Annotated in this window: 8 protein-coding genes; all 8 read left to right on the top strand. The window is 35.8% G+C overall.

Annotated elements, in window-relative coordinates:
* The first annotated feature begins 517 nt into the window (after window positions 1-517).
* Window positions 518-1,987, top strand: coding sequence for a cysteine--tRNA ligase (gene cysS, locus F6K27_RS09805; protein ID WP_287275702.1), 1,470 nt, complete (start codon window positions 518-520; stop codon window positions 1,985-1,987).
* Between the two features lie 511 nt (window positions 1,988-2,498).
* The gene (locus F6K27_RS09810; protein WP_287275703.1) at window positions 2,499-3,608 is read left to right on the top strand and encodes an AI-2E family transporter; all 1,110 of its coding nucleotides are present in this window, start codon (window positions 2,499-2,501) and stop codon (window positions 3,606-3,608) included.
* A gap of 1,161 nt (window positions 3,609-4,769) precedes the next feature.
* Complete coding sequence (locus F6K27_RS09815) at window positions 4,770-5,147, top strand: response regulator (protein ID WP_287275757.1); 378 nt, start codon at window positions 4,770-4,772, stop codon at window positions 5,145-5,147.
* On the top strand, window positions 5,144-6,202 hold the full coding sequence (locus tag F6K27_RS09820) for an adenylate/guanylate cyclase domain-containing protein (protein ID WP_287275704.1): 1,059 nt from the start codon (window positions 5,144-5,146) through the stop codon (window positions 6,200-6,202). The genes F6K27_RS09815 and F6K27_RS09820 overlap by 4 nt, the downstream gene beginning before the upstream one ends.
* Window positions 6,203-6,915: 713 nt before the next feature.
* The gene (locus tag F6K27_RS09825) at window positions 6,916-7,443 is read left to right on the top strand and encodes a Ycf51 family protein (RefSeq protein ID WP_124155654.1); all 528 of its coding nucleotides are present in this window, start codon (window positions 6,916-6,918) and stop codon (window positions 7,441-7,443) included.
* Between the two features lie 637 nt (window positions 7,444-8,080).
* Window positions 8,081-9,394, top strand: coding sequence for an AAA family ATPase (locus tag F6K27_RS09830; RefSeq protein WP_287275708.1), 1,314 nt, complete (start codon window positions 8,081-8,083; stop codon window positions 9,392-9,394).
* Window positions 9,395-10,348: 954 nt separating this feature from the next.
* Entirely contained in the window at window positions 10,349-12,745 is a 2,397-nt protein-coding gene (locus tag F6K27_RS09835; protein ID WP_287275710.1) for a tetratricopeptide repeat protein, read from the top strand.
* A gap of 612 nt (window positions 12,746-13,357) precedes the next feature.
* Window positions 13,358-13,693, top strand: a complete 336-nt coding sequence (locus F6K27_RS09840) for a hypothetical protein (RefSeq protein WP_287275712.1) — start codon at window positions 13,358-13,360, stop codon at window positions 13,691-13,693.
* Window positions 13,694-13,863: the final 170 nt, after the last annotated feature.

A 13,863-nucleotide genomic window follows, 5' to 3' on the forward strand; every position in this document is an offset into this window, starting at 1 on the left:
TGCTGTAAAAATTACAGAGAATAAAATTAGGTAATTAATTTTGCTTCAGCACTTAAATTGTCTAGGCAATCCAAGGTAAGTCAGAAGTAGAAACCGAACTACAACTAAACTAATTATTCTCAAAATTATTAATCTGAGTGAATATTATTATCAACTATTTAGAGCTAATTTATTAAGTAAATATTAACAGGCTGAATTCCTGGCAATACAAAGGTTTTTGGAGTTATATCCCAATAACGCCTAAATTCCTGAGAGTTAGATGACATAAGAGTTTTAGCTAAGTTTACAAATCAGCTCTTACATATCATCTAATTTTTACAAATAACAAATCAATGCATCAAGTAAGGTGAAAAACAGAACATTTAAGTATACTTGAAACAAAAACATCTTTTGACAGGCAGATTTAGCATGAAAACAATTGTGAAGATTAAAAGTTCATAATTAAATTAACGCCAAAATCAAAAACAGCTATTCTCCTGATAATTTAGAATTAGAAAAAACTTGTTGAAATTACTTTATGACCCTGAAACTATACAATACCCTAACTCGTCGCCAAGAAAATTTTGAATCCCTAGAACCAGGCAAAGTTAAAATGTACTGCTGTGGTGTTACAGTATACGACTACTGCCATTTGGGCCATGCTCGTTCGTATATTGCCTGGGACATAATACGTCGATATCTAATGTGGCGGGGCTATCAGGTACGATATGTGCAAAATTTTACTGATATAGATGATAAAATCCTTAATCGGGCCAGAGAAACAGGTACTTCTATGGAGTCGGTGGCCGAACGCTTTACAGAGACTTATTTTGAGGATATGAAACGGTTGAATGTGCTAGAAGCAGACGAATATCCTCGGGCAACCCAGACAATAGATGGAATTCAGCAGTTAATCAATGACCTGGAAAAAAAAGGTTTTGCCTATTCTGCGGGAGGGGATGTCTATTATCAGGTGCGGGAATTTACCGAATATGGGAAATTATCTGGCCGTCGCTTGGAGGAAATGCAAGCTGGTGCAAGTGGCAGAGTTGGAGGAGAAAATTTAGAGACCTCTAAAAAGAAAGACCCATTTGATTTTGCCTTATGGAAAGCAGCAAAACCGGGGGAACCTGCGTGGAATTCTCCCTGGGGAAAAGGAAGACCAGGTTGGCATATTGAATGTTCTGCAATGGTGCGAGAGTGTTTAGGAGAGACTATTGATATTCATGGTGGTGGGGCGGACTTAATTTTTCCTCATCATGAAAATGAAGTTGCCCAGTCGGAAGCAGTAACTGGAAAGTCTTTAGCTAAATATTGGTTACATAATGGCTTTGTCACAATTAATGGGGAAAAAATGTCAAAGTCCCTCGGTAATTTTACCACGATTCGGGATTTGTTAGACAAACCTGTAGACCCAATGGCTGTAAGAATGTTTGTTTTGACTGCCCAATATCGAAAACCTATTGATTTTACCCCTGAAGCGATCGCTTCTGCGGTAAATGGTTGGAATACGATTAAGGAAGGTATATTATTTGCTTATCAATATGGTTCTCAGTTGGGATGGGAAACGCCAGAAAAAGTATTATCTGAAAAGACAAATTTATTAACTTCTCAAGTTGAACAATTTCAGAAAGCAATGGATGATGATATTAATACTCCTGGTGCTTTAGCTGTTTTATTTGAATTAGCTAAGGAGTTACGTCGAGAGGGTAATATATTAGTACATGAAGGTCAGACTGAAACATCTTTAGAGGAGTTACAAAAACAATGGGTAACTCTTGTAAAGTTGTCACAAGTATTAGGTTTAGAATTTCAACCAAATGCAGAAATTAATGGTGAAGTTGGAGGTTTAAGTGATGCTGAAATTGAGTCTTTAATTCAGCAACGTTTAGCAGCAAAAAAAGCTAAGAATTATTCTGAAGCAGACCGCATTAGAGATCAACTGCAAAGTCAAGGTATTAAACTAATAGACCAACCTGGTGGTGTAACGCGCTGGCATCGAAATTAGTTAATTTACAGCTTATTCGGTGGTTTATGAAGTACAGTAGGGAGCAGGGATTAGGGAGTAGGGAGCAGGGAGTAGGGAGTAGGGAGCAGGGAGTAGGGAGTAGGGAGTAGGGTAGGAAAGAATATAGTTTTTCTAATCCTGAGTATCTTGTTAAATCAGCTTTGATTATTTATTTGGACTCTGAACTACTGTTCCACATTTATCATTTTCTTTGTGGGTTTAATACCCCACCGTCAACGGGGGTGTTCACGCATTACTTGGGGGAGCGAATCCCCATGTAATTTTCCTCCTGTCTCCAGTATAGCTGTCTCCTGTCTCCTTCTTCAAATGGAATATGGAATCTGCTGTATTTACAACAAGGAACAAGTTGGTGTTTGACTGATGTTGATGATGAACCGTAAGACAGAGAAATACTTTTCCCACTATTCCCTATTCCCTATTCCCTATTCCCTGCTATACAACTAAAACTAAGCCAGACTAATGTCAAATTTTTACTCGACAAATTATTAATATGAAACCCGAACAAAGGATTTCTATTTCCCTATCTAATATCGTATTAATTATTAGCAGTTTTTTACTACTAATTCTACTATGGCAAGTGCGAAGTCTAATTGTACTTTTAATGGTGGCAGTAATTTTAGCTGCATCAATTTCACCATTAGTAAACATCACAGAAAAAATGAAATTCCCCCGTTGGTTAGGGGTAATTATAGTTTATTTAACCCTCATTTCTGGATTGATAAGTGTAGCTTTAACTATTGGTCCACCAGTATTAGATCAAATAGAAAAACTCTTACGCCAATTACCATTATTTTCTGAAAGCATCGGCGATATTTTTGAAGATTTTGTAAGTTCTTTAAATCAAAGTCCTCCTGATTGGATTAATCAAATTTTTGATACTAAATCTGTCGCCAGTTGGGTAATTCGTTCTAGTCAACAATTATTACTACGTTCTTATAGTTTAACTAAAGGTGTATTGGGAGGAGTAGTTAGTTTAATATTGGCTTTATTTATTTCAGGTTATATGTTAGCAGATAGCAAAACCTTGATTAATGGTTTAGTAAAACTTTTTCCTCAACCTTGGGATAAAAGACTGGAAAATCAAGTTGTTCCTGTTACTCAAAGAATGGGAGGTTATATTAGGGGACGTATCATAGTTTCTGCCATTTTAGGTATAGCAACTACCACTGGTTTAGGATTTTTAGGATTGAAAGATTTTTCCCTAGGTTTAGGAGCAATAGCTTCTGTTACAAACTTAATACCTTTTATTGGTCCAATTTTAGGTGCTATCCCGGCTTTAATTGTGGCTATTGCTAAAGGTGGATGGTTATTTTTGTGGGTAATAATTTTGTATTATATTATCCAAAATGTGGAAACTTATGTACTCGATCCTTTACTGGTTGGTTCCTCTGTTGGAGTACATCCTTTATATCAATTACTATCAGTTTTAGTGGGGATTCAATTATTAGGAATTATCGGCGCTTTGATTGTTCCACCTTGGTTCGCTGGAGGTGCTGCTTTGGTAGAAAATTTATATTTAAAACCTAAATTAGAAGCAGAAAATATGCAGCCTCTAGTTACGAATAATGGCGATCATAATTCACCACCCGTGACTTCTTGATTTGAGTTTTGAGGTGTTAAGTAATAGGTTGTAGTTTGATAGATAAAAATTATTGCTGTAGCTGATGATTCTTTCAGACAATCAATCTGAAAAGAGCGCAAATTAACTATCAACAGACTTTCTAAAATCTGCTAACTTTTAACTTTAGTTGATATTTCAAAAAAATTGGTAACATTTGTCGCCGACGCGGGTTCCCACCGCTATTCCTTAGTTTCCCGAATTACTACTCCCTACTCCCTAGCACCTCAGGGCTATTTTATTCTAAACTGTGCCATTTTATGTATTGACGAAACCACATTATTTACAGCTTGAGGAAATTTATCTTTCGCTGTCTGAAAATCAATAAATTCATTGTCAAAATCTAGAATGAAATGACCCTGCTAGAACCTACGGACGTTGCATGCAATGTCCCTACCTAAAACAAACGAATTTTGTACCTCACGCTTTTTGGGAATTGCTATATTAAATATGGGGATTTAAAATTCATAAATTGGTAGTGCTAAACAAGTAATAATTTTTGAATTTTTACTCCTAAAAATTCAATTCAAGGAATATACTAACCAATATCCTTACGTCTTTCGGACTACCCATAAATTTAGCTCTTCCTATACCAGCACTCCTCGTAGCGGTTGTGCAGAAAATATCTGAGAATTAGTATATCCTTGAATTGGAGTAAGACTTTCAGGCTTTTTACGCAGAGTAAGAAAGTTTTACAAATAATTTAGGATTGCTATATAATTGAAATACTATAGTAATTTCAAATAAAAATGAAACACTTTTTAGGCTGAAAGTCTTTCAAGGCAAGAAATGCTTTTCTCAATCTAAACTTAAATGACTATATATTTTGTTTGCCATATAGTATTAAACATATTTATGAAGATAGTCAAGAAGATAAATCCATAAATTTTAAGTATAGCAAGTAATATAATATAAAAGTAGCAAAGATTGACAAGGATGAGGATGTGGTCAAGAAAGTATTTTGCTCTCTGAATAATTATGCATAGTTCTATATTGTGATCAAAAGACAGCTCTTAACTAGGGAAAATCAGGGGTAATAAATAGTTTTTGGTATCCTTCTCCCGCAGAAAAAAAATGTAACTCTGTTCAAGAAAATTTCGAGGCATGTGGAATGCCGATATTATTTCACAAAGAAGGAAAAAAATGGTGAAGATTCTCTTAGTTGAAGACAATGAAATGAACCGGGACATGTTGTCTAGGCGTCTCATGCGTAGAGGTTTTGAGGTAATTATTGCTGTTGATGGAATTGAAGGTGTCGAGATGTCTAAATCAAAATTACCAGATTTAATTTTAATGGATATGAGTTTGCCAGTTTTAGATGGGTGGCAAGCAGCAAAAAAAATTAAAGATAACTCAGAAACTAGCCATATTCCCATAATAGCAATGACCGCCCATGCTATGGCAGGAGACCGAGAAAAATGTATTGCTGCTGGATGCAATGATTATGATACAAAACCAGTAGAACTTCCCAGATTATTAGACAAGATCAAAAATCTTACAGGTAAAGAACCAAGGAAATGAAGCATGGCCAGGGAAAGATACTGGTTGTAGATGATAATCAAGTCAACCGAGAGCTTTTAGTACGACGACTTAAACGAGAAAGGCATTTAGTCACTGCTGCGATTAATGGGTTTCAAGCTCTAGAAATAATACAGTCCCAACCGTTTGACTTGGTACTACTAGATATTATGATGCCACAAATGAACGGTTATGAAGTCCTCGAAACTCTCAAGTCTGACCCTAAACTACGGCATATCCCAGTAATTATGATTTCAGCAGTGGACGATATTGATAGTATAGTCCGCTGTATTGAATTGGGAGCAGAAGATTATTTGTCCAAGCCTTTTAACCCTATACTGCTAAAGGCGAGAATTAATGCTTGTTTAGAGAAGAAAACATTTCGGGACCAGGAACGGGCCTATTTAAAGGAATTGGCTGAGGAAAAACAAAAGTCAGAAAGGTTACTATTAAATATTTTACCTGAAGCAATTGCCCAACGCTTAAAACAGGGAGAGGAAACTATCGCCGATAGCTTTAATGAAGTAACAGTTTTATTTGCAGATTTGGTAGGGTTTACCAAAATATCGGCCAACTTATCTCCCGCCGAACTGGTAGAGTTACTCAATAATATTTTTTCTGTTTTTGATGAATTGGCGGACAAGTATGGACTAGAGAAAATCAAAACTATTGGTGATGCCTACATGATAGTGGGTGGACTACCAGTTCCAAAAGAGGACCATGCAGAGGCGATCGCAGATATGGCCCTTGAAATGTTAACCAAAATCCAGGAGATTTCTACAAAAGAAGGTAAGTCTTTGCAAGTTCGTATTGGTATTAATACAGGAGCAGTAGAAGCAGGAGTTATTGGGACAAAAAAATTTGCCTATGACCTTTGGGGCGATACAGTAAATACAGCCCACCGGATGGAGTCTCACGGTATAGCTGGTGTGATTCAAGTTGCCCAGGCCACTTATGATTGTTTAGCTGACAAATACAGATTTGAGGAACGAGGAGTAATTGATATTAAGGGTAAGGGTAATATGAGGACTTATATACTTCTGGGTAGAAAGGAGTGAAATAGTTCAACAATATTTTCTTGAGATGGGAAGATGGGGGGATGGGAAGATGGGGAGATGGGAAGATGGGGAGATGGGGAGATGGGGAGATGGGGAGATGGGTAGTAGTAAAAACATAAATAATTAACACACTACTAGTGCAGGATGGCGGAAATAACTGACCAGTTACAAAATCCTAAAACAATTACAAATAAATACTTTTGAGTTTTAACTTTTGACTGTCTTGAGTGCGTCTTACATTCTGGAGGGGCTGTGTGCGGAATTACTTCCGCACTTTATACGCCCCGTAGGAAACCTCGCCAATTAGCACTCGCTTTTAACTTCCGCGTAGTGGCACTAGCTAATAATTATTCAAAAGGTTATTCAACCTATATTAATTATTTAATAATTGAAGTTTAATCTAGAGTGTAGCATTAATGCATGATAATTGCTATGAATTGGCAATTAATGTTGACAGTAGTTTGTGACTTTTAGGTATACCAGTCGAAGGAAAAGTTAGGACAGATCGACAACTTAAAACTCAGACAACGTAGGATTTTTACTTCTTCCTTATTTTTTCTTCCTTCTTCCTTCTGCTATAACAGGAAACAGAAATTAAAATTAAGCTTTACTTTCTGACTATTTAAGAAATACTATCAAAAATTGATCAGCTTACTAGTGAGCGACTAATTACTATAAAATATAATTGTCAACCAAAAAATAAACTAGAAAAAATGTTATCAACTACAGAAATACTGATTGGTGCTAAATGGTTTGGTATTGCTACTATTGGATTTTTTATTCTGACAATTATTGGCTTTATTTCCAAATGGGGATTTAGATTTAGATTAGTCGGAGTAACAGGTTTTATGGGGGTGTTAACTGCTGGTTTATTTGGTTTAAGTTTAGGATTATTTACTCGTGTAGAAATTCCGGGAGCAGTTCCATATTCATTGGTTTATGATAATGGCGCAACTCAAACGGTAATAGCTGTTCCTAATACTATTACAGAGTCAGAATTAACAGCAACAATAAAGCAAGCTGCTGGAGATTTATTTTCTCCTGGTCGCCTGGGTGGAAGTGGTCAATTAACTATTAGAATTAGAACAATTATTCATCCTGAAGCGGGAGTTTCAGAACCGCTTTATTTAGGGGAAGTCAAACGTTCTCTTTCTCAACGGGAAGATGAAAATCTAGATATTAAAATATTTCCAGAAATTTTGGCAAAGTTGGAAAGTTATGGCGCTGCGCGCAGGCAATAGGCAACAGCGGTGCGACCCCGCGACGACGCCAGTCGCAAGGGAATGCGCACCAAGAGAGGCAACAGGCAACAGGGGGAATAAAAAGCTTATCATATAATACTTTTACCTATTGGACACCTCCTGCAATTTGTAAATATGCCAGGGTACATTGCTATATCAGAGTCAAAATTTGGAAAGTGAGAGTTAAAAGGTAGGGGAGTGTGGGGAGAAGTAAAAACATTAATAATTAACACACTACTAACTAATAATTATTAAAAAGGTTATTCAACCACAGTTGTCAATCAATGTTGGGGAAAATGCTGTCTAAAACTTAACAGTCTTAAGGAAAGGTTAGGACAGATAGACAGCTTAAAACTCAGATAACGTAATACCCTTTCAAGGAAGTTAATGGAAGTTATAAGTCAAAAGTAAAAAGTAAGATTTGATCAGCTCAAAACTTTAATTATGCAGTAATTTCATAAAATTATTTAACATTTAAAGTTTGAAACTATTTGTGAAATATTTAAAGTGAATTTGATATAAGATTTTTCCCTCTTCCCTCTTCCCTCTTCCCTCTTCCCTCTTCCCTCTTCTTTCTTCCTTCTTCCCTCTTCCCTCTTCCTTCTTCTTTCTGCTAATTTAAGGAGATTTTTAACAGATGGTAAAACAGGGAGATTTATTAAAAAGATTATTCAATGCTTTTAAGCCTTTTGAACCTTTGAAACCTGGTAGTCCAGTATATGTTGATTGTCGGGAAGTTCGTGGGGATGGAGACGTTATTATAGATTTAGCTGAAAATATTAAATTATCTGATAATAATACCTATCAACTTTATGCCGGACATCGAGGTGCAGGTAAATCAACGGAACTTTTACGATTGAAAGAACATCTCGAAAATAACGGATATTTTATTGTTTATTTCGCTGCTGATGAACAGGATATTAATCCAGAAGATACAGAATATGCTGATATTTTGTTGGCTTGTACAAGACACTTATTAGAACATTTGAAACAGGCTAATCCTCAGCCTTTACTTGATTGGTTAAAAGGGCGGTGGGGAGATTTAAAAGATTTAGCAAATACGGAAATATCTTTGGAAAGTTTGGTAGTTCAATCACAAATTAGTCAGTACGCTAAACTTACAGCAAATATTAGAGCGGAACCAACATTAAGGAGAAAAATTAGAGACAAAATTAATCCTTATACTGAGAGTTTAATTGAGGCTCTGAATAGTTTTATTCGTGATGGTAAAAAGAAACTTAGTTCTGGTTCTGAACTGGTAATAATTGCTGATAGTTTAGACCGAATTGTGCCAATTGTTCAGCCGGACGGACGTAGTAATCACGATGAAATTTTTGTAGACCGCAGCGCTCAATTGAAGGGATTAGATTGTCATACAATTTATACAATTCCTATTTCAATGGTCTATTCTAATCAGGCGCCAAATCTCAAAATTGAATATGACGACCCACAGGTTTTACCAATGATTATGGTGGAGACTCCAGAGGGGGAAGTTTACGATTTGGGAGTCGCTAAAATTAGGGAAATTATTGATAGACGAGTTAGTGAAGTTAATCCAGATTTATCTTTAGAAACGGATGTATTTGAAAGTCGAGAAGTTTTAGATAGATTTTGTTTAATGAGTGGGGGTCATGTCCGGGATTTAATGTTATTAATGCAAAGTGTAATTAAACGTGCCGGGGGTAAATTACCGATTTCTGCCAAAGTAGTACAAAGAGCTATTACGGAGGCAAGACTTCCTTATAAAAGATCGGTTCAACAAGAAGAATGGCAAATATTAGTTAATGTTTTTCGTTCTAAAAGTATATTAAATAATCAGCAACACCGGGATTTATTGTTTAATCGTTGTTTGCTGGAATATACTTTCTTGGATGAGGAGGGAGAAAAGCAAACTTGGTATGATGTTAATCCTTTAATTAAAGGAGTTCGGGAATTTAAGGAGTTGTTGTAATGAAGATTTAAATAAGTCAGGAGTCAGATTTAGATCCCCCCTAACTTCAGATCCCCCCTAACCCCCCTTAATAAGGGGGGGACTGCTTCAAAAAGAGGAAAAGTGCTTAAAAAAGGGGGGAATTCTTAATAAGGGGGGGAGTTTCAAAGTCCCCTTTTAAAGGGGAATTTAGGGGGATCGTAAATGTACTTAATCTTTATGAGAAATGCGATACTCAAATAAATTAATTTTACCCACCAGAGAATTTTTCATCACAGGATTTATCGAATTTAATTTATAGGGTATAAGTTTCAAAGTCCCCCTTTTCAAGGGGTATTTAGGGGGATGATAAATGTGATACTAAAATAAATTAATTTTTAACCACCAGAGAATTTTTCATCACAGGATTTCTCCAATTTATAGAGGGAAGGTTTCAAAGTCCGGAACCGCTTAAAAAGAGGGGAACTGCTTAAAAAGGGGGGAGGTTTCAAAGTCTCCTTTTCAAGGGGTATTTAGGGGGATCGTAAATTTACTTCATCTTGATGAGAAATGTGATACTAAAATAAATTAATTTTTAACCACCAGAGAATTTTTCATCACAGGATTTATCGAATTTAATTTATAGGGGGGAAGTTTCAAAGTCCCCCTTTCCAAGGGGGATTTAGGGGGATAGTAAATATAACTCATATTTATGATAAATTTTATGCTCAAATAAATTAATTTTGACCCACCAGAGCATTTTTCATCACAGGATTTATCGAATTTAATTTATAGGGGGGAAGTTTCAAAGTCCCCCTTTTCAAGGGGGATTTAGGGGGATCATAAATTTTTATCCACCAAAGAATTTTTAATAACAGAAATTTTAAAATTTATAGCGGTTTTTACAAAAGTAGATTACAAAACTTCTGCCTTCTGCTTTTAAGCGAAAATCTCTATATTTTATGTTAATGAAAATTACTATAAGGAGTTGCTGCAATGAAGGGAGAAAAAGTTGTTTGGGAAGAGGATGTACAGTCAACTTTTGCAGAGGAATATCAAGACCTATTAAATGTTGTTAGATTTATTGAAGGTTTTGGTTTATTGTTTGTAGAATGTTCGCCTCCACAGGGAACGGAAATTATTGAAAAAATTCGGCAGGATATTCCCCAAGAAAGGGTGGAAGTTTTGCGTTTGGATAAGACTACTTATAATTTTTATAGTTTGGTAAAAGATTTGCCAAATTTAGCAGAGATTGATGTTTTGTTTGTGACTGGTTTGGAATATTCTCTCTATCAATATGAGGAGGATATGAAGGAAAAGGGTTGGGATAGTAATGAAATTATTTCTATTAGTAGAAGGGGAGTTCCTCCTGTTTTGATTAATTTGAATCAGCAGCGAGAAAGATTTAGGGATGATTTTGATATTTGCTTTGTGTTTCTGTTACCAAGGTTTGCTGTAGATTACTTTATTAAACGTGCCCCAGATTTTTTTGATTGGCGTTCTGGGTTATTTCTGTTTCCTATGAATGAGGAATATTTACGACAAGAATCTTTAGATGTTTCAGCAAAAAAGTTAGATGATTATAAAGAACTTACAAGGCAAGAGCGTAAGTATGTATGGTTGAGAATTAAAAGTTTGGTTGATGATGAGAGACTTCCTGTTGAACAAAAAGCTAATTTGTTGGTGATTAAGGCTTTATTGGATAGAAAGTTTCAGCACAATGAAGAAGCAATATTAGCTTGTGATGAAGCATTAAAAATTCAAGCCAATAATTATGAAGCCTGGAATAATAAAGGTGTTGCATTAAAAAATTTAGAAAGATATGAAGAGGCAGTTGCTGCTTACGAAAAAGCTCTAGAAATTCGACCAGACTATTATCATGCTTGGCATAATAAAGGCATTGCACTGAGAAATTTAGAAAGATATGAACAGGCACTGACTGCTTATGAAAAAGCTCTAGAAATTCAACCAGACTATTATCATGCTTGGTCTGGTAAAGGCATTGCATTAGAAAATTTAGAAAGATATGAACAGGCACTGACTGCTTATGAAAAAGCTCTAGAAATTCGACCAGACTATTATCATGCTTGGCATAATAAAGGCATTGCACTGAGAAATTTAGAAAGATATGAACAGGCAGTTGCTGCTTATGAAAAAGCTCTAAAAATTCGACCAGATTATTATTATACTTGGTCCTTGAAAGGCGTTGCACTGTTTTTTTTAGAAAGATATGAACAGGCATTTGTGGCTTATGAAAAAGCTCTAGAAATTCAACCAGACTGTAATTATACTTGGTTCTTTAAAGGCATTGCATTAGAAAATTTAGAAAGATATGAACAGGCAGTTGCTGCTTATGAAAAAGCTCTAGAAATTCAACCAGATTATCATTATGCTTGGCATAATAAAGGCATTGCATTAGAAAATTTAGAAAGATATGAACAGGCAGTTGCTGCTTACGAAAAAGCTCTAGAAATTCGACCAGACTATTATCATGCTTGGCATAATAAAGGCATTGCACTGAGAAATTTAGAAAGATATGAACAGGCACTGACTGCTTATGAAAAAGCTCTAGAAATTCAACCAGACTATTATCATGCTTGGTCTGGTAAAGGCATTGCATTAGAAAATTTAGAAAGATATGAACAGGCACTGACTGCTTATGAAAAAGCTCTAGAAATTCAACCAGACTATTATCATGCTTGGTCTGGTAAAGGCATTGCACTGAGAAATTTAGAAAGATATGAACAGGCAGTTGCTGCTTATGAAAAAGCTCTAGAAATTCGACCAGACTCTCATTATGCTTGGTATAATAAAGGCATTGCATTAGAAAATTTAGAAAGACATGAACAGGCACTTGCTGCTTTTGAAAAAGCTCTAGAAATTCAACCAGACTCTCATTATGCTTGGTCTGGTAAGGGTAATACCTTTTTACAATTAAAACTGTATCAACAAGCAATAGCTGCTTTTGAAAAAGCTCTAGAAATTCAACCAGACGATGAAAATTATATTATTTACCTTGGCTTAGTTAAATATGAAATGGGAAAGATAGATGAAGCTATAAAAAACTGGCAAACTGCAATTGAAATAAATAACCAAAATGTAGAACTTCAATTAGTAATAGGAGTTGCATTGTATAAAAAAGGTGAAATTTCAGCAGGTTTAACAATAGCAGAAACAGCATTAAAATTAGACAAAAGTTGGGGAAACTTGCAGCGGCTCAAAAAAGAAAATTGGAGCGATAAACTATTAGCAGATGCAGAAAAATTATTAGAAAATCCTCAGATAAAAATATTACTATCTCAGACAGTTGAAGAAGAAAGAAGCAAGAAGAAAGAAGCAAGAAGAAAAAATGGATGGGAACTCAAACCCCAACCAATTATAAACACCCTGTAGACGGCGGAGAATTAAACTCAAAATCAAAAGATAATTCCGCAACAAAAACTCAACAATAAACCATCAATCCCACATTCCGCACCACAAAATATAGCAACCGAAGAAGGAGTCAGGAGACAACCCACCCCTCGCCCCTCCCTCTCCCAGGAGGGGAAAACAGGAGACAGAATTTTAGAAGAAAATTATAGCTGCCGTGATTGAGTCATCATCAGAGCAAGTATTTATGCGTAAATTTTTTACTCGGAAGATCGATGAACGAAAAAAGTATTGAGATGATTTGCATAGTATAAATACTTACCAAGCTACAGATTCATATACTACTTTTAATGATACGCTCTTGAAGTTCCGAATGTGGGATCAATATTACTTGTTGAAAAAGGAAAAAGTAGTCGTAGGTTGGGTTAAACCAATTTGGGAAAAGAATGTTACGAATAATAAGAGCAATTAAAAGACTTTATAGGAGATGTCCATTGGATGAAAAAGATAAATTGTTACCTAATAAATAGTATCAAAGCTATTCATTCTGACTCCTGACTTCCCCTCCCAGGAGGGGTTAGGGGTGGGTTGACTCCTAAGAAATAACCTAGTTATTTGTAGCAAATATTGATCAAGTTGGTATTAAACCACAGTGCAACTCAACACAAAATTCTATCTACATATTCTGTGCTGCGGATAAGTTCCGAATATCATACCTCAACCAAACCTACTAAAAGTTGGGGAAACCTGCAACGCCTCAAAAAAGGGTGGTGGTGCATAGTAATGGTAGAGAGAGTGTGGGGAGATGGGGACCCACCCCTAACCCCTCCCCCTCCACCGGAGGGGAGTATGGGAGAAATTAAAAAATATATATCTTCAACCAAAACCCATACAGGACTACCCAAAAAAGAACTGTGGGGAAATAAACTATTAGCAGATGCAGAAAAATTATTAGAAAATTCTCAGATATAGCAATGTGCGCTGGCATATTTACGAATTCCAGGAGGTGTCCAATAGCTAAAAGTCTTATATTATCGGCAATTTATTCCCTCTATTGCCTTCCGGAGCTGTTACCTGTTGCCTGCGCGCAGCACTATAAAAACTTTACCAAAAAATTGTGGTCTAAAGTCTCCCCTTTTAAG

Source organism: Okeania sp. SIO2F5, from assembly GCF_010692685.1.
Lineage (GTDB): Bacteria > Cyanobacteriota > Cyanobacteriia > Cyanobacteriales > Microcoleaceae > Okeania > Okeania hirsuta.

Coding starts and splice junctions, on each gene's coding strand:
- cysS (WP_287275702.1), top strand. CDS start 518: ATGACCCTGAAACTATACAATACCCTAACTCGTCGCCAAGAAAATTTT.
- F6K27_RS09810 (WP_287275703.1), top strand. CDS start 2,499: ATGAAACCCGAACAAAGGATTTCTATTTCCCTATCTAATATCGTATTA.
- F6K27_RS09815 (WP_287275757.1), top strand. CDS start 4,770: ATGGTGAAGATTCTCTTAGTTGAAGACAATGAAATGAACCGGGACATG.
- F6K27_RS09820 (WP_287275704.1), top strand. CDS start 5,144: ATGAAGCATGGCCAGGGAAAGATACTGGTTGTAGATGATAATCAAGTC.
- F6K27_RS09825 (WP_124155654.1), top strand. CDS start 6,916: ATGTTATCAACTACAGAAATACTGATTGGTGCTAAATGGTTTGGTATT.
- F6K27_RS09830 (WP_287275708.1), top strand. CDS start 8,081: ATGGTAAAACAGGGAGATTTATTAAAAAGATTATTCAATGCTTTTAAG.
- F6K27_RS09835 (WP_287275710.1), top strand. CDS start 10,349: ATGAAGGGAGAAAAAGTTGTTTGGGAAGAGGATGTACAGTCAACTTTT.